Below are 19,697 nucleotides of genomic sequence, written 5' to 3' on the forward strand. Positions count from 1 at the left end.
TGACAGGTTTAAACGGGAAAGAGCCATGTTCATTCGATCGCCTTGAGCTTATAGTTAAGGTACATTTATGCGAATAATGGAGGCGATGATCACCATGTCCAAAATTACGTTTATGGGTGCAGGCAGCACTGTTTTTGTCAAAAACGTCCTCGGAGATGTCATGCTAACGGAAGCACTGCAAGGCTTTGAACTGGCTTTATATGATATTGATATGGAGCGGCTGACGGATTCGGAAAATTTGTTGAACAGCCTTAAGCAATCACTCGGCAGCACCTGTGTGGTCAAGGCTTATACAGATCGCAAGGAAGCACTGCGCGGAGCAAAGTACGTTATCAATGCAATTCAAGTGGGAGGTTACGATCCCTGCACGATTACGGATTTTGAAATCCCGAAAAAATACGGTCTGCGGCAGACGATCGCCGACACCTTGGGAATTGGCGGAATCTTCCGCAACCTGCGGACGATTCCGGTTATGCTTGATTTTGCCAGGGATATGCAGGAGGTGTGCCCGGACGCCTGGTTCCTCAATTATACGAACCCGATGGCTGTGCTGACGAATGTGATGAATACAGCAGGCGGTATTAAAACAGTCGGATTATGTCATAGCGTACAACAATGTGTACCCGGGTTGTTTGAAGCGCTCGGCTTGAGCGAAGAAGGGCTGGAAACGAAAATTGCCGGGATCAATCATATGGCCTGGCTGCTGGAAGTGAAGCGGGACGGCAAGGACCTGTATCCGGAAATCCGCCGGCTTGCTGCCGAGAAGCAAAAGGAAAAGCATCATGATATGGTGCGCTTTGAACTGATGCTGCGTTTCGGCTATTACGTGACGGAATCCTCGGAGCATAACGCCGAATATCATCCGTATTTTATAAAACGCAATTATCCGGAGCTGATTGAACGCTTCAATATTCCGCTGGATGAATATCCGCGGCGCTGTATCGCCCAGATCGAAGGCTGGAAGGAGCAGCGGGAGAAGCTGTTTGCCAGTGAAAACATCGAGCATACTCGCAGTCTGGAATACGCCTCGTATATACTGGAAGCGATGGAGACGAACCGGCCATACAAAATCGGCGGCAACGTGATGAACACGGGCCTCATTACCAACCTGCCAGCGGAGGCATGTGTAGAGGTGCCATGTCTTGTAGATGCTGCTGGTATTACGCCAACCTATGTGGGCGCCCTGCCGCCACAGCTCGCCGCACTGAACCGGACGAATATCAATACGCAGCTGCTGACGATCGAAGCTGCCGTTACCGGGAAAAAGGAGCATATCTATCATGCTGCCCTGCTTGACCCGCATACAGCTGCCGAGCTCTCGATTGACGATATCGTAGCTATGTGCGATGACTTGATCGAAGCCCATGGAGACTGGCTGCCAAAGTTCAAATAAAAAATAACCCATTGTGCTGGCCGGCTGATACCGGACGGACACTTTAAAATAAGCAGAAAGGGACTCCCTTAAGCTCGGATGGCGAGCGGGGAGCCCCTTTTTCTATTCTGCGTACTATGGATTGTTTATTAAAAATCTCACGATTTCATATTTCGATTTATAGGCGAGAGATACGACGGATTGCTCTTTCCCCGTAGTTAAATCATACTGCCGAATTTCTCTGGTCCGGTTTTCAGGCGCATTTTTGACAAAGTCGTATAGTACATATAGAGAATGGGAATCCTCGTCCGGCTGTATGGCTGAAATGATCCCGCGTTCTTCTTCTATTTTCTGAACCAGAGCTGGGGGCTGCTCCAGACGAAAAGTTTGAGATGGCTTCAACTGCTCATCCAGCACGGCGATTTGTCCCGTTTCGGAAATAATGTACAGTTGATGGTCATGAACAAATGCCGTGTTAAACATAAAAGGCTCCTCCGGCACTTTAATTTCTTGCTCCAGTTCCCCGGTTTTCGGGTCGATCACTTGGATTAGCAAGCTGGGTCCGTATCCGGTTGAATCATTCGAAATCATGAATACAAGCAGCTTATCTCGAAAATATTGGAAAGAGGAGCCGTTCCCGCCGCCGGCAAGGAATATTTCCTGGTCTGGGTCGTTCCCCGCTAAATTATGATTGTCCAAAGGATAATTCACTAGCAGCTTATTGCTTGGCAGATCGATAACATATATGCCTATGGCGTTGTTTTTTCCGTTCATATACAGCACATAGGCTTGCTCATCGAGAATTATGCTTGACTCAAAATAACCTGGAAGCTTGATATGCCCAAAGACTTGCTGATCCGGGTTCCAATATACATAATCGTTCGAATACTCGTTTGGCGAGTAATCCGGGTGGGTTCCCATATTTACAGTGAAACTTAAATACCCCTGCGAGCTTCGCAAAAAGTTCGATCCGATTTGCCGATCTGGCCCGTATATAGAAGGGCCGTAGTAAGAATCCACATCACCGGACTTATGTATGACAAAATGGTGGTTCTGGCGCTCGGAAGCAATATAAATATCATCATTTAACCTTGCCGTAAAATCCAATTTTTTGCCTTTGGCCAGATTCAAGTTTTGTAACACTTGGCCTTTGGCATCGTAAGCAACGAGGTCAGCGCCTTCCTCGAGAATGTTGGAATACATGACAAGGTAACGGGCACCGTTCATTTTGAACAACTGCTTGTCCAGGCCAAAGGAAATGGCCTCATTGGATTCGGAAGACAGTTGAATGCCTGCCTCGGGCTTGGAATCGGATTGGCGAACATACAGAAATATAGAGAGAAGAAGGATAATGACAATAAGTAATATGAGGCTGGAAATTTTAAAATATTTGAGTCTAAGCATGAATACAACTCCTATTACAGGATGATTTCAGCAGGATGAACAAACAAGCGTAATGTTTTTGATTAAAATTAGCCAGTGAAGAAATGCTCATCGACACTGGCTAATCATGCATAACATACTAGCGTTAGTTGCTATAATATATTATAGTATTGCCGGATTTTGCGATTTCCATCGGCGTAACGATAGGATCAATTGTAATGTAATCTACATCGATCCCTTGCGTTTTCCACGCTTTCCAAACTAGCTGCGAGCAATAAAAAGCATCTTCTCTCCAAGGGTTAATAAAGATCCAGTTATACGGTTTGCCGACTTGGTTTTGCGCATAGGTGGCAGCGGCTGAATATTGGCTGCCCGTCGCTCCTTTAACGCTCATGGCGTATACTTTGGTTCTCGATCCCCAGTCATTCGTATGCAGCTGCACGCCGTCCGCAGGGAAGGCTTCTACGGTTTTAATGTTGCCATTGGCTACGATTGCGGCATGTCCTGGATAGCCAAAGTCAATTCCCCAGGAGCTGGCGTTGTAGGCGACGAGGATGTCACCATAAGTCCCCAGAGTGCTTGCGGCTAATGCATAAGTCTGAAAGTGATTTGCCGCATGAATACCGAGTTCCCCTAATGTTCCCTTTTTGGCGGCGGCGGAAATTAACTGTTGATCCGCTTTAGCTTTTTCGTCCAGAGCACCAGACTCAATAAGTTCGATCTCTTCTTGGAAGTGCTGGTTTACTTTTTCAATATCCTGCTCCGACATACCGGCCTTTCTCATTTCCGAAATTGCGTTTGCTGACAACCCTGAGGAAACTTCGGCAGCATTTACTTGCATTACAGGAAGTAATAACAGAGCTGAGAGTAGTGCAATGGATAACGATTTTTTCATAAATCTCTTCATTTGCAAAACCTCCCAATTTAGGAAATGATAGTTTACCATTTTCATCCTATCATATCCATATCGTCGAAGTAAGGGGAAAAATGCCGTCGAAGTACAGGCTGCCATGAGAGATTTTATAGCGATTTTCAATGTGGTGTACGTAATAAACTTCCCAGAAAGAAAGCGATCGTACCAAAGAAAGACTTCTAAAAAAGCCTCTAAACAAAGATTATGAACAAAGCCTCTAAACAAAGCTAAGACTTCAAATGAAAAAAGCCTCACCCCTCTTGAAGAATATACAAGGGAGTGAAGCTGCTCAACTAAAAATTCATATAGATAAATTCCTGCGTTTCACCAGAAAAGAACAAGATGCCTATGACGATAGCTATAATAACTATAGCTCCACCGACCGCTGTTCCCAGCATCATCAGTGCTCGGCCGACCCGATGGCTGAGGCGGTTGGCTTTGGCTTTAGCGAACTTGGCGCTACGAGTTTGTAATTCCATATTGCTTCAGCTTCTTATAGAGAATTTCGCCGAACATTTTATTCCCTTCATCGAGCATATGGGACGGGTCGCGATAAAGTTCGTGCGGAATCGTATTGTTCTTCTCTTTGTTGAACTCGATATACGGATAGCCTCTGGATTCGATCAACTCCTGATAGGCCCCCATCACTTTGTTGTAATCGTCCCAATTCAGCAGCTTCTTCTTGTTAAGGTGCTCTTTATTCAGCGGGGCCGAATAGAAGACGGCCTGCTTATTATGCTCCTGCAGCAGATCGAGCGTCTTCCCGATCATGAATATGCCGAAGCTGTGGTCTTTATCAAACGGTTTGTTCCAAACATAGAGCTGTTTGAAATGTTCGTCGATTTCTTCTTTATGTTTGTCCTGCATTTTATCGTAGGCTGTGTACATCGGAGCATAGCTCGGTGTCACGCCATTTTTCTTGTCCTGCTCATTTTTGATTTCCCGGCGGATTTTCTCCATCGGAGTACGCGTTTTGAACAGCTTGTAGCTGATAACGTCGCGGTCATGGAACAGCGTCCACTTGCTCAAGAAATTGGACGTGGCCCAATTATGGATTTCGCTAGGAAGCGACTGGCGATTTTTATCGGGGAAATCATTCAGCCAGCTCCGTGGAATATTTTGATCCAATTTTGTAATAAGCGACGGGTAAACCGTTACGTTAGGCTCATTATCGGAGACGACAGCAATGCCGTAGTTGATTTCATATACGACATAATCAATTTCATCGATAATCGAAGCGAGCACGGCATAGGTCTCCGTAAATCGGCCGCCCGTAAGGCCCAGATTGAGGACCCGCTGGTCTTTGAGATGAACCTGGAGAACGCCGGCAGAGGTGTTGGCACCCTTCATCACAGTCGTTCCGAATACGGTGGATGGCCCGAATAGCCCCACTACCTTCTTGCCGTCATCAGGCTGTTCTTTTAAATACTCGATCCATAAAGGCGTATAAACGATAGAGTCGTAAGCCGGGACACGAAGCTCCTTCGTTGCGTGCGTAACGACATCCTGTTTCATTTGATCTACAATCGGGGAAGCTCCATCGCTAAGTCCGATCAAGCCTGCAATGGCAAGAGAGACCATCATGACGGACACCGTCTTGTTCAGAAAAAAATTAGTCATCGATAATCCTCACTTTCATTGTGTTCAGTCATTCATTTCTACCGCAAGCCCAGCAGTCGAAGCATGAGGTTCCAGCCGTCCACGATCGGCAGAATGAAGAACGTCCGGCTGATCGTCACCCCAAAGAAAGTAATCAGAATGGCGATCGCCGTCGTCCCTGGCTTAAGCCATTTCGGGACAGGCTTTAGTCTAGGCTTGATTTGCTTCACATGGAAGCGGTGGATACAGAGCATGGCGCCATGGAACATTCCCCAGACAACGAAATTCCATGCCGCTCCATGCCAAAGGCCGGAAACAGTCATCGTAGCCATTAGATTCAAATACACCCGCGGAGCAGCTACCCGGCTTCCGCCGAGCGGGAAATACACATAGCGGGTGAGCCAGGAGCCGAGCGAAATATGCCAACGGTTCCAGAACTCCGCGATGCTGCGCGCCAAATATGGGAAGCGGAAGTTCTCCGGTACGACGATGCCGAACAAACGGGCAGTACCGATCGCAATGTCCGAATAACCTGAGAAATCAAAGTATATGACAAAAGTATAGGCGATCAGAGAAATCCATAGCGTGGCCGTATCGGCTCCGGCAATCCCGGCTTTGGAGTAAACCGGCTGAGCGAGCAGATCGATCGATCCGGCGAGCACAAGCTTCTTGAACATCCCAAATCCAATTCGGGTGATCCCGATCATGATATGGTCGATGTGAAATTTCGCTTTAAGCTGTGGATAGAACACTTGAAATTGCTTGATCGGCCCGGCTACCATCGTCGGGAAAAAGAAGATGAACGACAATAGCCCTTCCGGTCTGTGCTCCGGCAAATTCCCGCGCTTGCGTTCCACCAAGTAATGAATAAGCTCAAACGTAAAATAAGAAATCCCTAAAGGGAGGACGATTTGCTCCGCTTTCGGGAAAAACGGCTGATGCATAAATGCAAACAAGTCATTTAATGTATCCAGCATCATATTCGTATACTTGAAATAACCGAGCACGAGAATGACCCCGATGATTGCAGCCGGGTAAATCCAGCGTTTACTCCACTTGGCAGCAGCCTTGACGACGATAATTGCAATGACGACCTCGGCCAGCAGCAGGAGCAGATAGGAGCCTGCATAGTAGTAATAAAAAGTGACGCCAGCAGCGAACAGCACCCAGGGTCTGATCCGGTGCGGCATAATGTGATACGTGACGACGGCCGCGAGTACGAACAGCCAGTAAATCCAATCTGTATAAATCATAATATTTCGTTTCCACCATCCAAGTTGAATACTTCCTCTATGATTACTATTACTGCTTGTTCATGATAGCACAAGATCAAAGTATCCGGTTATATCAAAATTCGCTAAATACTCCAAAATACTGGAATATGCACATGCGCCAGTATACAAAATTCGCCAATTTACAGTGTATTTCCTTCTTTTTTTGCAGAAAAAAAGTTGGATCCGGGTCAATAGATTAGACGCAATTCCCTTGTGAAAGTTTCCGATATTCGCACCGCCATGACTGGGATTTGCACTAAAACTGCCCGGGTTGCATACAATACGGGTAATTCGTCCAGGAGGTGGAGCCGTGATTGTTACAATGAATATGGGAGCTGGTCGGCTGGACCGGATTGCCTCGCCGGAATTGTACGGGATCATCATTGACCAGAAAAGATTGAATCGGGCGGTTCACGTCTATCGCCTGCCGGAGCAGCTTGATTTTGAGCTGCGTCTAAGAGCGGCGATCGTGAAGGCTGCAAAGGACTTTAACGCCAGTGGAGCCAAATTCGCCACCTTCAAAAACTCAAGGGCCAATGAGCATTACTGGACACGCTTGCCTAACGGAGGCTTTCAGCTTAAGGAGGCGGCGCAGCCTTCGGAAGCGATTGCCGATATTTTTAATAACGGCTACAGATATGCTATGGAGTGTGCTACGGCGATGGTTGTTATCCTTTATAAAGGGGTGCTGGAAACAATCGGTGCCGGGGCGTTCAATAACCATTTTCAAAACCTTGTGCTTTATGATTGGGAATATGATAGTGATCTGCGGCTGATTCAGGCACAGCAGGCTGCCGCTGGCGATGTCGTTTATTTCGAGAATCCGGATTACAATCCGAAAACACCTGAATGGCAAGGAGAGAACGCAATTTTGCTCGACAATAACTTGTATTTTGGCCATGGGATAGGCATTACTTCCGCGAGCGCTATCATAGAATCGCTAAATAGAAGAAGGATACCGGGTAGTACGACGACGGCTTTTTTGTCCGATCTGATCGTCCATCCCGATTTTGAATATATCCGCCAGCTTGGGGGCCGGGCTTAAACTTTGCATCTCATTACAATACAGCGAAAATTACTATACCAATAATTTAACGGGTTTGATACAATGAATGAGAATTTACTGAGGGAGGTGTGTTTCTATGACAGGATCAAGAGTTATGAGATGGGTAACTGGCGCTTTAGAGATTTTTTTAGCGATACCCATTATCGGTGCAGCTATAGTTATGGGAAGTTGGTATACCGCATTAGGTGTAATGCTAGTCTTACATATTATTACTCTGGTGTTGTCCAGCTCAAATAAGGAGCCAGTGTACGGCTCAGTTTTGGGGATTGTGACTTCATTGCTCGCCTGGATTCCTTTTTTGGGCTGGCTGCTGCATTTGTTGGCCGGGATCTTCCTTATGGTTTCTGCCGCGAAGAAGAGCAACTCTAATGTAACGCCGCCGCCGCCGTACTATAATGGTTAATCGTTAGTACATAGTACTAGCTGGAAGCGACCGCACTTTGGCATTTAGCCAGGTGCGGTCGTTTTAGCTTAATGAGCATATTGTTCGATTTCCAAAGAGGAATAGATGGACGTTTTTTTAGTGCTGTCCCTGGCGATATGATACATCGCCCGGGCAACGGTTTCCGCCTCGATCGCCCGATATTTTTTCATGGGGCCGGTAAACAGGAAGGGAAGGGCTTGGTAGACCGTTCCTCCCCAGCGCTCGGCAAACCGGTATTCCTGCCGGTCGCCCAGCAGAAGGGACGGCCGCAGGATGGACAGGCTATCATACGGCATCTGGCCGAGCTCTTGTTCCGCAATGCCTTTGATTCGCGAATAAAAGAAGCGGGAGGCAGGATTGGCTCCGATGGAACTAATGAACAGAAAGTGTTGTGCTCCCTGCCTCAGGGCCAGCCTGGCAAGCGTAAGCGGGTACTCGACATCGACTTTGCACATCGCTTCCTGCGTTTTGGCTTTTTTGATCGTGGTGCCCAAGCAGCAAAATACGTCATCTGCAGCCAAATCCCGCTCATAAATGTCCAGCTGATCAAAATCGACGATAATTTCCGTCAGCTTGGGATGCTGCATTTGAAGGGGAGCGCGCACGAGGGCGATGATTTCAGTATAATAAGGCTCTTTGAGCAGAAGGTGCAGCAATTTATGCCCGACAAGCCCGCTTGCCCCGGCGATTAATGCTCTTTTCCCCATAGATAACGACCCCTTTCCGCAGCAGTTATAAAAATGATAGTCTAGCAGCTTGTGAATTATTAAGCAAAGCAGCCTCTCAATTACAATTATGTACATACATATTGATAGCATTGAACTTATTTGGAGCCTATCCGGCTAATAAAATATATATTTGCTGTCTACAGGATATATTATAGTAATCTAGTTCACTATGCTAATTTGTTCACTGTATCAATCCAGGCTACTATGCTATTCCTGTTCACTAAGCCAATCCAGTCCACTATGCTATTCCTGTTAAGTTGTGCCCTTTACACTGCTCATCCTGTTTGCTGTGCCAGCATTGGAATTGTTGCTCAGGATTTGTTTTTGCGTCACTTGCAAGTGTACAATGTGAACGATAGACGGTCTTAAATATATTATGTCACTGAGGAGTGATCAAAGTGAAGTATCGGAGATTAGGCAAGACAGAACTGAACGTATCCGTCATTGGGATCGGGACGTGGCAATTTGGCGGTGAATGGGGGCAGCAGTTCAATCAGGATGAGGTGGACGCTATCCTCGACAAAGGCCAGGAATGCGGGATCAATCTTATCGATACGGCGGAATGCTATGGCGATCATCTTTCCGAGTCGTTTATCGGCGACTATTTGAGTCGCCGCAAGCGGGAGGACTGGATTGTAGCCACGAAATTTGGCCATCACTTTCATGAACGTTTTACCCGTACAGACGTATTTGGGGCTGAAGAGGTATTGAAGCAGCTCGATGCTTCCCTGAAGGCGCTGAAGACCGATTATATCGACCTGTATCAATTCCATTCAGGTCCTGATGAAGTGTTTGATAATGATAAGCTATGGACGGTGTTGGACAAGCAGGTTCAGGCCGGTAAAATACGGCATTTGGGAACTTCGATCGGCAGCAATGACAACCTGCATCAGACGGATGCGTCAAGTCAAGTGAACTCCCAAGTGATTCAAGTTGTATATAATCGCCTGGACCGCACGCCGGAGAACCGTGTATTCCCATCTTGCGAACGGCAAGATCTCGGGGTGCTTGCCCGTGTTCCTTTGGCCAGCGGCTTCCTAAGCGGTAAATACAAGCCAGGTGCGCAATTTGATGTTACCGATGTCCGCCACCGCAAGGACGCGGAACTCGTGCGCCGAAGCTTGGAGGAAGCAGAGCAAATTCGCAAGAATGAAGTGCCGGAGGGAGTCGACATGGCTAGATGGGCCTTGGCCTGGTGCCTTAAGCATCCGGTCGTCAGCTCGGTGATTCCGGGCTGTAAAAATCCTGCGCAGGTTGCCTCCAACGCAAGCGCAGCGGATTTAGTAGACTAGAATAATCAGAACAAATTTAGAATAATCAGTAACATAATAGCCCCGCTGGCGCTTACGCCCGCGGGGCTATTATGTTACTGCGGATGAGATTTCAATACGATTACTGCATTGTGCCCGCCGAAGCCAAAGGAATTGGATATGCCGATTTGCAGCCGTGCCTGCCGGGCCTGTTGAGGGACGTAGTCCAGGTCGCAGATCGGGTCAGGATGATCGAGATTAATCGTTGGCGGAATGATCCCCTTTTCCAATGACTTAACGAGGGCCACCGCTTCAACAGCGCTGGCTGCTCCCAGCATATGTCCTGTCATCGATTTGTTGGCCGTAACGGGAATGCGATAAGCGTGCTCCTCGAACAGCTTTTTAATTGCCTTCGTTTCTGACCAGTCGCCAACCTCCGTGCTGGTGGCGTGCGCGCTGATCACATCCACCTCCTCCGGGGCGATATTCGCTTCTTTGAGCGCTTGCTTCATCGCCTGGTAAGCGCCGCTGCCATCAGGATGGGTAGCGACGATATGATAGGCATCGGAGGTTGCGCCATAGCCGATCACTTCGGCATAAATGCGTGCGTTTCTGCGCCGGGCATGGGAAAGCGACTCCAGAATGAGTATGCCCGCGCCTTCCGCCATTACGAAGCCATCCCTGTCGACGTCAAACGGTCTGCTTGCTTTCGCAGGCTCATCATTGCGGGTGGAGAGCGCCGTTGCGTTCCCGAAGCTGGCTACGGAAATATCCGTAATTGCCGCTTCCGTTCCTCCGGCGATAATAACATCCGCACCGCCGGAGGCGATGAGGCGATACGCTTCCCCGATGGCAGTATTGCCGATGGAGCAGGCTGTTACGGGGGATAATACGGGGCCGACCGCTCCATATTTGATGCTGATCATCGCGGCAGCCATATTTGTGATCATCATGGGCACCAGCAGCGGGCTAATGCGCTCTGGACCCCGCTCCTGCAGCAGCAGGCTTTGCTCCAGGAGCGTCTGAATACCGCCTGTTCCGGACCCGACATATACCCCCATACGCTCCTTGTCGGTCTGCTCCAAATCAAGCCCTGCATCGGCGACAGCCTGTTCGGTGGCAGCCAGGGCAAATTGGCAGAAGCGGTCCATTCGCCGGGCTTCCCTGCGGCCGAACAAAGCGTCGGGATCGAAATCCCTGACGATGCCAGCAATTTTTGTTTTATGACGCGAAGCGTCGAAAGTATCAATGGCGGAAATTCCCGATTCCCCATGTACAAGACGATTCCAAAACAGTTCCACCTCATTGCCGAGCGGTGAAATCACGCCCAGTCCGGTAATTACGACTTTTTCCATAGGAACCTCCTTAAGGGCTGTTATGGGAGCTATTGTGTCACAGGATTTATCCTATTACAAGTTGTTGATTATTATAGTATAATCAGTACCACTTTAAGCTTGCACACCTTGGATAGGTTTAAGTATAGATTCAAGGAAAAGAAGGAGGGGCACGTGTGAAGCATCAGACAAGGCTGCAGGAGCTGTCTGTTTTTTTGAAGTCGCAGCGGGCCAAAATCGTCCCCCAGATGGTGGGGCTCCCGGCCGGGACGAGGCGCAGAACACCAGGACTCAGGCGGGAAGAGGTGGCGCAATTGGCGGGGGTCAGCACTACCTGGTATACCTGGCTGGAGCAGGGAAGGGACATCAAGGTGTCTGCATCCGTGCTGGACAATATCGCTTCCGCTTTGCGCCTTACCCAGGATGAGCGAAAATATTTGTATGCCCTGGCGATGGACACTGGAGCTGGACCAGGGGTGTCCGCCGAGCTGCATCGGGAGGGACAGCCGGAAATCAGCCCTTCCCTCACGAAAATTTTGCAGGAGTTGAAGTATTGCCCTACGATTATTTCAGACCGCCGATGCCAAATTGTCGGTTGGAACGAGGCCGCTTCTCATGTATTTCTCGGCTTTGAACAAATTCCGATAGAGCAGCGCAATATGATATCCCTCCTCTTCAGCAGGCAGGAGCTTCGCAGGCTGGCTGTCAATTGGGAGCAATTCGTCCGCGGATTTCTGGCGATCTTCCGGGCTTATTACGGGCAATACGTTGAGGATGAGTGGTATGATCATTTTTTGACGGAGATGAAGGAGACGTATCCTGAATTCAATCATTTGTGGGAACAAAGCGAGGTCAGCATGGCGCCGGAGGTAATACTGGAGTTCAGGCACGCTAAGGCGGGGAGAATGCATTTTCAGTTAACTTCTCTGCAGGTGCATGGAAATGTTGATCTGCGCTGCAGTATATATACTCCTGCTCCGGACTCCTCGACTGAATTTAAGCTGCGGCAGTTGATGGAACGATGAAAACAATGCAGCTGATGAAGCTGATGAAGCTGATGAAAAAATTGATGAACTGATGAACTGATGAAACTGATGAAAATGTTGAACTGATGAACTGATGAACTGATGAAACTGATGAAAATGTTGAACTGATGAAGCTATGAATTGGTCCATTCCCATATAACCATATAAGATGAACTAAATATTGCTAATATAAGATGAACTAACAAATGGGATTCAGGCAGGGCAGAAAAATGATTCCGAAGAAATTGAACGCCTTCTGGAAGAAAGCTGATTCGAGAGCATACTGAACGCTTTCTGAAAGAAATCTGCTTCGGAAGCATACTGAACGCTTTCTGGAAGAAAGCTGCCGCCTGTAGACAAAGCATACGCCTTGTGGCCGCCTTTGTGACCGGATTTCTACCTTTAACGAGCCATTACATCTAATACGAATCATTACATCCAATAACGAACCTATTACATCCAAGAAATCTGGGAATAACAGCGATCGTAGGAACATTTTACGTACTTGCCCCACATCCATTTCAATGCTTCAACTTATATAAATGGATTTTTAGTAGTTAGTTTCTGCGTCAAGGAAGGGAAAGCGGATTTAAATGGATTTCATGTCATTAGAAGAAGGAAGATGGCCATTATGGGCTGGATTCTTGATTTTAGGTGCATGAAATCCATCTAACTCCCCGGAACATTCGTTTTGAGCATAATTAGATACATGATTTCCATTTAGTATTCGACAGAGCTTAGTGGCATGCTGCTAATGTAAGATGAACCAACAAATGGGATTTAGGTAGGGCAGAAAAATGATTCGTCAGAAACTGAAAGCTTTCTTCGAGAGCATACTGAACGCTTTCTGGAAGAAAGCCGTCGCCTGTAGACAAAGCAGATACGCTTGTGGCCGCCTTTGTGACCGGATTTCTACCTTAAACGAACCATTACATCTAATACGAATCATTACATCCAATAACGAACCTATTACATCCAAGAAATCTGGGAATAACAGCGATCGTAGGAACATTTTACGTGCTTGCCCCACATCCATTTCCATTGTTCAACTTATAAGTTCATTTTGCGGCATGTTATAATGTTCAGCATGAGTGATGAGACATGGGCGATGAGTTATGAGTTATGAGTTATGAGCTTTAAGTGATGAGCTTTAAGTGATGAGCTATAAGTGATGAGTTATCTAGCTATAACTGATGAGTTAGGAGTCATGACTGATGAGCGATGAGTGTAAGTGACGAGTGTAAGTGACGAGTGTAAGCGATGAGTGTAAGTGAAGAGTGTAAGTGAAGAGTGTAAGTGATCGGTGATTAGGGATGAGTGAGGGAATATAGTACATTTGCTGGTTTTTATTAATATAAAGTGAAGCAGAAATACAGTGAGGGGAATCCTATGGAACGAAAAAAAAGTGTATATAAATCAACGCCAGCAGTTATAGGTGTGCTGCTCGCACTTAAGCTGCTGCTGCTGCGGATATTCTTTTTTGGTGAAATATACTGGAGCGGGCTGCCAGGAGAACTGCTGTCCGTTTTTGGATTGTTATGTCTGGCAGAGCTGCTGACGCCTGTTCGGGCCAAAGTGGGAGTATATTGGAGCCTCAATGCACTCCTCTCCTTTCTCCTGTTCTCTTCCGCTCTTTACTTCGCGCATTTCGGGACAGTCCCTACGTACGCGGTGCTGAGCGGTCTTAATCAAGTTCCCCAGGTGCGGGCGAGCGTCAGCGCGCTGCTGCGTCCGGAGCAATTTTTGTTCTTTGCGGATTTCGTGCTGCTCGGCGGATTGAAAATCGTACAACTGCTGCGGCGCCGCTCCCCACGCTCATTGGACTCTTTCCCAACCGAGGCGCGGCAAAGTCGCAAATGGAGCACGAACACGGTGGCTGTAGTATTGCTTCTGGTTAGTGCAGCTGCTTCCTTTTTCTATGTTCAGCAGGGCAAAAGTATCGATAACGAGCTCGTACGGGCGGAGAAGATCGGCTTTCTGAACTATCAGGCCGTGGCGGCCATTCTGAGCCGGGAGGAAGATCTGGTGATTGCGGAAGGGAACATTGAAGAGACGAGAGCTAGGATCGCTGAACTGCAAAGCAGCTACCCTTATTTGACAGCAAGCGAGGGGACTGGCGCGGGGAGAGACCCGCATTACTTCGGGGTGGCCGAAGGAATGAATTTGATTGTGATTCAAATGGAATCTTTTCAAAATTTTCCGATTCATTTAACGCTGAACAACGGAGCGGAGGTTACGCCGGTATTGAATGAACTTGCCGGGGAGGGCGTGTATTTTCCGCACGTGTATCAACAGATCGGACAAGGCAACACTTCTGATGCCGAATTCATGTTCAATACATCCATTTATCCGACAGCGGCTGTAGCTATGTCGACAGGCTATGGAAACCGCGAGCTGCCAAGCTTGCCGAGAATGCTGCAGAAGCGGGGCTACACCGCCCAAACGTTTCATGTGAACAAAGTAACCTTTTGGGATCGGAACAAACTGTATCCGGCGCTCAACTTTAATCAGTATTTCGATAAACCGGCGTTTGAGAATGATCATTTCAACGATTACGGAGCATCGGATGAGGAGATGTACCGGGTTGGGGTCGAGCAGATGAAGGATCTTCAGGCGCGGAACAAGCCGTTCTACGCGCAGTTTGTGACGACCTCCAGCCATTCTCCTTTTGTTGTGCCGGACAAATTCAAGCAAATTGCGCTTCCGCCTGAACTGGAGAACACCAATCTCGGCAACTATATTAACGCTATTCATTATACGGATTATGCGATTGGCCAGCTCATAGATCAATTGAAGGAAGCGGGTTTATGGGAAAATACAATGCTTGTTCTCTATGGGGACCATTTTGGAGTCCAGCCCAGTGAGACAAGCGCTGAGGAGATCCGTTCCGCACTGGGAATCCCTTATGATGATACGATAAGCCGGTTCAACATCCCGTTTATTATCCATGTGCCGGGCAAACAACTCGGCATCGTAGCCGAGCGTACCGGGGGGCAGGTGGATTTGATGCCTACCGTGGCCAACATGCTAGGGCTGTCGTTGAAGCGGGAGAATTTCACCGCCCTAGGTCAGGATTTGTTGAATATTGACCGCAATGTTTCAGGAGTCAGGTATTATTTGCCGACAGGTTCTTTTTTTAACGATGAGATTTTGTTTGTCCCGGGACAAGGTTTTGAGGATGGGGAGGCCGTATCGATCAGGACGCTGGAGCCCGTGGTTGATTTCGCCAGGTACCGAACGGATTATGAATATGTACTCTCGCTTATGAAGCTGTCGGATGAATACGTGAAACTGCTGCCGAAGCGTTAAAGAGGAGTCGAGAGGAGTCGTACTGTGTGCAGCGCCGAGCGCGCGATGTTTCGCTGCAGGATGGCGCCGGGCGGATTCAGACGACGTTATTTTCGGGTAATACAAAATTAGATGATTGCGGAAGAAATTCCTTTTTTGCGGGAAGGGAATGTTAACAGAACTTTTGGGTTTACCGAGAAAATATTAAAATGCGAGAAACTTTTACCTGTCTGAAGACGTCAAATAGTCAAGGTAACGATTATTAGTTTAGGTTACTTGCAAAATGATACAGGAGGTTAGACATGTGAGGAAATTATGGATAACGATTTTATCAGGATTACTCATTTTTCCGCTGCTATTACAGACTCAAGCTCATGCAGCTCAAGCAATCAGCATTTATATTAATGGGGTTAGGCTGGCGACAGACCAGGCACCGGTATTGGTAAGCGGCCGGGCGATGCTTCCGCTGCGCGCGATATTCGAAGCGCTAGATGCGGATGTGGATTGGAACAACAGGACGAAGACTATAACGGCTCTAAAGGGCGGAACGACAGTTATATTAAAAATGAACGCCAAGTCGGCGACGATTAATGGTCAGTCGGTGAGCTTGGACGTACCGGCTCAAAATCTGAAGGGAAGAACGATGGTACCGGTCCGCTTCGTTAGCGAAGCGATGGGCGAACAAGTAGACTGGAATGCGAACAGCAAGACGGTTTATATTACAACAAATGGATCAAACAATGAACCGACCTCTCCCGGTTCCGTTTCCTATGTTTATGCAAGAGATATTGGGAATAACGGGGACGGGCGCGATTTGGAGGTCAGCTTCTCCCGCGCAGCGAATTCGTCTCTTGTCGATCATTACCGGATCCTGGTCGTTAAAGCGAACAAGGCATCCAATTATAGTTTATCCAGCGCTTTAAAAGTTTCTTCTGCGAACTATACGAGTGTATCAGCAGGAAACAATGATCAAACGATCGCTTTGACGTCCCAGTCGCGTGATGTGGACGGAGATTTAATCACCGTGAACCGGTCTTATGTAGTGTACGTTGTTACCGTTGGCAGAGGCAGTGCGGCAAGCTCTCTGTCTACTCCTTCTCCGGCCATTACGCTGGATACAGGCAAATCGGTAGAGGCCGTAACGAACGTAAGAGTAAGCGATGTAAGTGATTATGGAGACGGTAGAGACGTAAATGTCACTTTCACAAGACCTTCCAAAGACAGCGACATTTCCAGCTATCGGATCTTCGTCGTAAAGACGGCGGATGCCGGGAAGTTTAACCTTGCCGCAGCAAACGCGCTGTCCAGTCAGTATTATACGAGTGTCAACAAATCGTCAAACAGCACGCTTAGCACTACGTTAAGCTCTTCTACCAGAGACACCTCCGGCGATTATATTAGAAATAATGTCGCTTATACCGTGTTTGTTCAGTCGATCAGCAGCAATACGAGCGGCGCGGCTCACAAGCTATCCTCGGCGTCCTCTTCGTTTACGCTGACGGTAGGTTCCGTTGTCGCACCTGTGATTACGCAGGTTGAGGACTATAGCGATTATGGAGATGGCCGCGATTTGCGCATCAACTTTACCAGATTGTCCGATGAGTCGAGAATTAGCGGCTACCGGATTTTTGTAGTCAAGAACAGTGATTACGGCTCCTTCAACCTGGCGCGTGCGAATAATGTGTCCAGTGCGAATTATACGGAGTGGTCCAAGTCGGGATATAATTTCAGCCAAACACTTCCTAGCGGAGCGCGGGATGTGGATGGAGATTTGATTCGGAATGGCGTCAGCTACCGGGTATTTGTCATGGCCGTGGGCAGTGGCAATTATGCGGGAAGCAATGCCTTGTCCTCGCCATCGTATTCTATTACTTTGTTGAATAACTACAGTGTCGGTACCATCTCTAACTTAGCCGTAAGCGATGTGAGCGACTATAATGATGGCCGCGACTTGCTGGTCTCCTTTAACCGGGCATCGGACGAATCGAATTTGAGCCATTACCGGATCATGGTGGTGAAGGCTTCCAATGCGGGAAGCTTTACGCTGGACAAAGCGAATAGAGTATCCAGCGCAAACTATACGCAAGTTAACAGAAACACAAGTACGAATTATGTTCAGCAGACGCTGGCTTCCGGGGCGAGAGACGTGGACGGGGCAGCTATTCGCAACGGTGTTAGCTATCAAGTGTTCGTGTTGTCCGTAGGCAGCGGCAGCTACTCGGGGACAAATACGCTGTCCAAGGCATCCTCCGCCATTACATTGTCTAATAACTATAGTGTAGGTGCCGTAAGTAATGTCGATGCTAGAGATGTGGCTGATTATGGAGATGGCCGCGATTTGCAGGTCTCCTTCAGCCGGGCATCGGATGAGGCGAACATTCATCATTATCGGATTTTCGTCGTGAAGGCGGATAAGGCAGGCAGCTTCAATGCATCGATCGCTAGCGGAATATCCAGCAACAACTATACTCGTGTCGATAAAGCAGGCTCTACTCTGAGTCAAACCCTTGCTGCCTCCGCACGGGATACAGATGGCGAGACCATTCGCAACGGAGTCAGCTATCGCGTGTTTGTGCTCTCTGTGAAATACGACGGAGTTGCGGGGCAAAACGCTATAGCTTCCAATCCTAGCGCGATAACGTTAGTCAATAACACTGCAGTTCCTGTAGCGCCAGCTAACGGTTTGACGGCAACATCTATTGGCAACTACGGGGATGGCCGCGATATCGTGGTCAAGTTCAACAAAGCCTCCAATGAGAGTGGCATATCAGAGTATCGTATTCTGATTGTGCCCACGGCCCAGTCTTTTGGGAGAGAAGAAGCCAGTGGGGCAAGGAATTATTTATCGGCAACCCCGGGCAGAGACTATGATGCTCAATTGCAGGCCGATGTACGAGATGTGAATGGAAATACGCTTAGAGCAGGGGAGAAGTACCGGGTGTTCGTTCTTTCCGTATCGAATGTCGGTACAGCATTCAACGCTTTGGCAGGTCCTTCAAGCGAGGTAACGCCATACGTTCCGCCTGCTCCTGCTCCTGAGCCTACACCAGCACCAGCACCAGCACCAGAAGCTCCTGCTCCTGAGGTGCCAGCAAATGCTGAAGTGAATGCCTAATAATTTTTAAGCGTAAAAACAAGGCTGCTCCTAACGGGGCAGCCTTGTTTATGTTGAGCGTATGGAAGTACAGTTATGAATGGTAATGGACGTTAATGGACGGTAATAGACAGCTATTTGACAATATGCACGGCGGGCGGACCATCGTTTTTTAATCGGCTGAAGAAGAGGATATCTATAAATTCACCATCGCTGTATTCGGCTTGCCGCTCGGTTCCTTCATGCTGGAAACCTAACGAGAATAAAGTCCGCTGAGCTGCCCGATTGGTGCTCTCTATTCGGGCTTCGATCCGGTTCAAATCCATGGACTCAAAGCCGAACTTAAGGAGTGCGGTTAACGCTTCTTTAATAACCCCGCGTCTATGGAATTGAGGATGAAGCTCGTAGACAAGCTCCGCCTTGTAATGCGCTTTGTTCCAGCGGTGAAAACCACAGGAACCGATCAGCCGATTGCTGTTATTCAAGTAAATACCGAATCGGATTCCCTTCTGTTCCTGATAAGGGGTTACAAACCATTCCTGAATCCGGTAAGCAGCCGTATCGCGTTTCGGAATCTTTGGATTGCGGGATTCTGGGTTTCCGAGTACGCCGATCTGCTCCAAATGTCCAGGGAAACTGTGATGATCTGGAAATGCCGCTGGTTTACGCGGTAAGCCGATATCCCCACGCTGGCCCTGGTATTCTTTCATCAACATGGGTGCTCCGTACAACTCTGTGGCCGCGTCCATGTCCTGCAGCGTCACTTCCCGCAATTGAAGCCGTTCGGTGGACAGAACGGGGAAGCGATCAAACATGTTGATCCTCCTTGATTACATTATTGTTCTAAAGTTTCACTTCATCTTAAGTCCTATAAAGTCCTAGTTTTCATGTCCTGTATATTATTACTGATATTTCACTAAAACGTTTCGCTGGACGAACGAATCGAT

At 48.0% G+C, this 19,697-nt stretch carries 16 protein-coding genes; 8 read left to right on the forward strand and 8 right to left on the reverse strand.

Annotation, left to right across the window (positions count from 1 at the left end; genetic code table 11):
• Positions 1–94 precede the first annotated feature (94 nt).
• A complete protein-coding gene (gene melA, locus G358_RS0110895) occupies positions 95–1,393 on the forward strand; it encodes an alpha-glucosidase/alpha-galactosidase (RefSeq protein ID WP_019637251.1) in 1,299 nt (432 codons plus the stop codon).
• Between the two features lie 114 nt (positions 1,394–1,507).
• On the opposite strand, the gene G358_RS0110900 is transcribed toward melA, so the two are convergent.
• From G358_RS0110900 to G358_RS0110920, 5 genes are all read right to left on the reverse strand, one after another.
• Entirely contained in the window at positions 1,508–2,776 is a 1,269-nt protein-coding gene (locus tag G358_RS0110900) for a YncE family protein (protein WP_019637252.1), read from the reverse strand.
• A 124-nt stretch (positions 2,777–2,900) separates the two neighbouring features.
• On the reverse strand, positions 2,901–3,707 hold the full coding sequence (locus G358_RS31665; protein ID WP_169447428.1) for a YiiX/YebB-like N1pC/P60 family cysteine hydrolase: 807 nt from the start codon (positions 3,705–3,707) through the stop codon (positions 2,901–2,903).
• 254 nt (positions 3,708–3,961) lie between these two features.
• Positions 3,962–4,147, reverse strand: a complete 186-nt coding sequence (locus tag G358_RS0110910) for a hypothetical protein (RefSeq protein WP_019637254.1) — start codon at positions 4,145–4,147, stop codon at positions 3,962–3,964.
• On the reverse strand, positions 4,128–5,288 hold the full coding sequence (locus G358_RS0110915; protein WP_019637255.1) for a hypothetical protein: 1,161 nt from the start codon (positions 5,286–5,288) through the stop codon (positions 4,128–4,130). Before G358_RS0110915 ends, G358_RS0110910 begins: the two co-directional genes overlap by 20 nt.
• A gap of 38 nt (positions 5,289–5,326) precedes the next feature.
• Complete coding sequence (locus G358_RS0110920) at positions 5,327–6,520, reverse strand: MBOAT family O-acyltransferase (protein ID WP_019637256.1); 1,194 nt, start codon at positions 6,518–6,520, stop codon at positions 5,327–5,329.
• A 331-nt stretch (positions 6,521–6,851) separates the two neighbouring features.
• Between G358_RS0110920 and G358_RS0110925 the strand changes: the two genes are divergently transcribed.
• Together G358_RS0110925 and G358_RS0110930 are read left to right on the forward strand one after the other, a co-directional pair.
• A complete protein-coding gene (locus tag G358_RS0110925) occupies positions 6,852–7,586 on the forward strand; it encodes a protein-glutamine gamma-glutamyltransferase (protein ID WP_019637257.1) in 735 nt (244 codons plus the stop codon).
• A 97-nt stretch (positions 7,587–7,683) separates the two neighbouring features.
• On the forward strand, positions 7,684–8,010 hold the full coding sequence (locus G358_RS0110930) for a hypothetical protein (protein WP_019637258.1): 327 nt from the start codon (positions 7,684–7,686) through the stop codon (positions 8,008–8,010).
• 68 nt (positions 8,011–8,078) lie between these two features.
• Here G358_RS0110930 and G358_RS0110935 read toward each other — a convergent pair whose 3' ends face one another.
• A complete protein-coding gene (locus G358_RS0110935; RefSeq protein WP_019637259.1) occupies positions 8,079–8,738 on the reverse strand; it encodes an oxidoreductase in 660 nt (219 codons plus the stop codon).
• Positions 8,739–9,157: 419 nt separating this feature from the next.
• Here G358_RS0110935 and G358_RS0110940 point away from each other — a divergent pair, with 419 nt between their 5' ends.
• A complete protein-coding gene (locus G358_RS0110940; RefSeq protein ID WP_019637260.1) occupies positions 9,158–10,051 on the forward strand; it encodes an aldo/keto reductase in 894 nt (297 codons plus the stop codon).
• Positions 10,052–10,125: 74 nt separating this feature from the next.
• Here G358_RS0110940 and fabF read toward each other — a convergent pair whose 3' ends face one another.
• Positions 10,126–11,364, reverse strand: coding sequence for a beta-ketoacyl-ACP synthase II (gene fabF, locus G358_RS0110945; protein WP_019637261.1), 1,239 nt, complete (start codon positions 11,362–11,364; stop codon positions 10,126–10,128).
• Positions 11,365–11,519: 155 nt separating this feature from the next.
• Between fabF and G358_RS0110950 the strand changes: the two genes are divergently transcribed.
• From G358_RS0110950 to G358_RS29955, 4 genes are all read left to right on the forward strand, one after another.
• Positions 11,520–12,368 carry a helix-turn-helix transcriptional regulator gene (locus G358_RS0110950; protein WP_019637262.1) on the forward strand — a complete coding sequence of 283 codons (849 nt, stop codon included), beginning with the start codon at positions 11,520–11,522 and terminating at the stop codon, positions 12,366–12,368.
• 1,389 nt (positions 12,369–13,757) lie between these two features.
• On the forward strand, positions 13,758–15,677 hold the full coding sequence (locus G358_RS0110955) for an LTA synthase family protein (RefSeq protein ID WP_019637263.1): 1,920 nt from the start codon (positions 13,758–13,760) through the stop codon (positions 15,675–15,677).
• Positions 15,678–15,703: 26 nt separating this feature from the next.
• Positions 15,704–15,832: a hypothetical protein gene (locus G358_RS34275; RefSeq protein ID WP_019637264.1), complete on the forward strand. Its 129-nt coding sequence runs from the start codon at positions 15,704–15,706 to the stop codon at positions 15,830–15,832.
• Positions 15,833–15,960: 128 nt separating this feature from the next.
• On the forward strand, positions 15,961–18,771 hold the full coding sequence (locus G358_RS29955) for a copper amine oxidase N-terminal domain-containing protein (protein ID WP_019637265.1): 2,811 nt from the start codon (positions 15,961–15,963) through the stop codon (positions 18,769–18,771).
• Positions 18,772–18,884: 113 nt separating this feature from the next.
• Here the strand turns inward: G358_RS29955 and G358_RS31670 are convergent, their stop codons facing one another.
• The gene (locus G358_RS31670; protein ID WP_019637266.1) at positions 18,885–19,565 is read right to left on the reverse strand and encodes a GNAT family N-acetyltransferase; all 681 of its coding nucleotides are present in this window, start codon (positions 19,563–19,565) and stop codon (positions 18,885–18,887) included.
• Positions 19,566–19,697: the final 132 nt, after the last annotated feature.

It is taken from the genome of Paenibacillus fonticola DSM 21315, from assembly GCF_000381905.1.
Lineage (GTDB): Bacteria > Bacillota > Bacilli > Paenibacillales > Paenibacillaceae > Fontibacillus > Fontibacillus fonticola.

Excerpts from the sequence above, each read along its gene's own strand:
- G358_RS31670 (WP_019637266.1), bottom strand. The coding sequence starts at position 19,565 with ATGTTTGATCGCTTCCCCGTTCTGTCCACCGAACGGCTTCAATTGCGG.
- G358_RS0110955 (WP_019637263.1), top strand. The coding sequence starts at position 13,758 with ATGGAACGAAAAAAAAGTGTATATAAATCAACGCCAGCAGTTATAGGT.
- G358_RS0110915 (WP_019637255.1), bottom strand. The coding sequence starts at position 5,288 with ATGACTAATTTTTTTCTGAACAAGACGGTGTCCGTCATGATGGTCTCT.
- G358_RS0110910 (WP_019637254.1), bottom strand. The coding sequence starts at position 4,147 with ATGGAATTACAAACTCGTAGCGCCAAGTTCGCTAAAGCCAAAGCCAAC.
- G358_RS0110930 (WP_019637258.1), top strand. The coding sequence starts at position 7,684 with ATGACAGGATCAAGAGTTATGAGATGGGTAACTGGCGCTTTAGAGATT.
- G358_RS31665 (WP_169447428.1), bottom strand. The coding sequence starts at position 3,707 with ATGAAAATGGTAAACTATCATTTCCTAAATTGGGAGGTTTTGCAAATG.
- G358_RS0110900 (WP_019637252.1), bottom strand. The coding sequence starts at position 2,776 with ATGCTTAGACTCAAATATTTTAAAATTTCCAGCCTCATATTACTTATT.
- G358_RS0110920 (WP_019637256.1), bottom strand. The coding sequence starts at position 6,520 with ATGATTTATACAGATTGGATTTACTGGCTGTTCGTACTCGCGGCCGTC.
- G358_RS0110935 (WP_019637259.1), bottom strand. The coding sequence starts at position 8,738 with ATGGGGAAAAGAGCATTAATCGCCGGGGCAAGCGGGCTTGTCGGGCAT.
- melA (WP_019637251.1), top strand. The coding sequence starts at position 95 with ATGTCCAAAATTACGTTTATGGGTGCAGGCAGCACTGTTTTTGTCAAA.
- fabF (WP_019637261.1), bottom strand. The coding sequence starts at position 11,364 with ATGGAAAAAGTCGTAATTACCGGACTGGGCGTGATTTCACCGCTCGGC.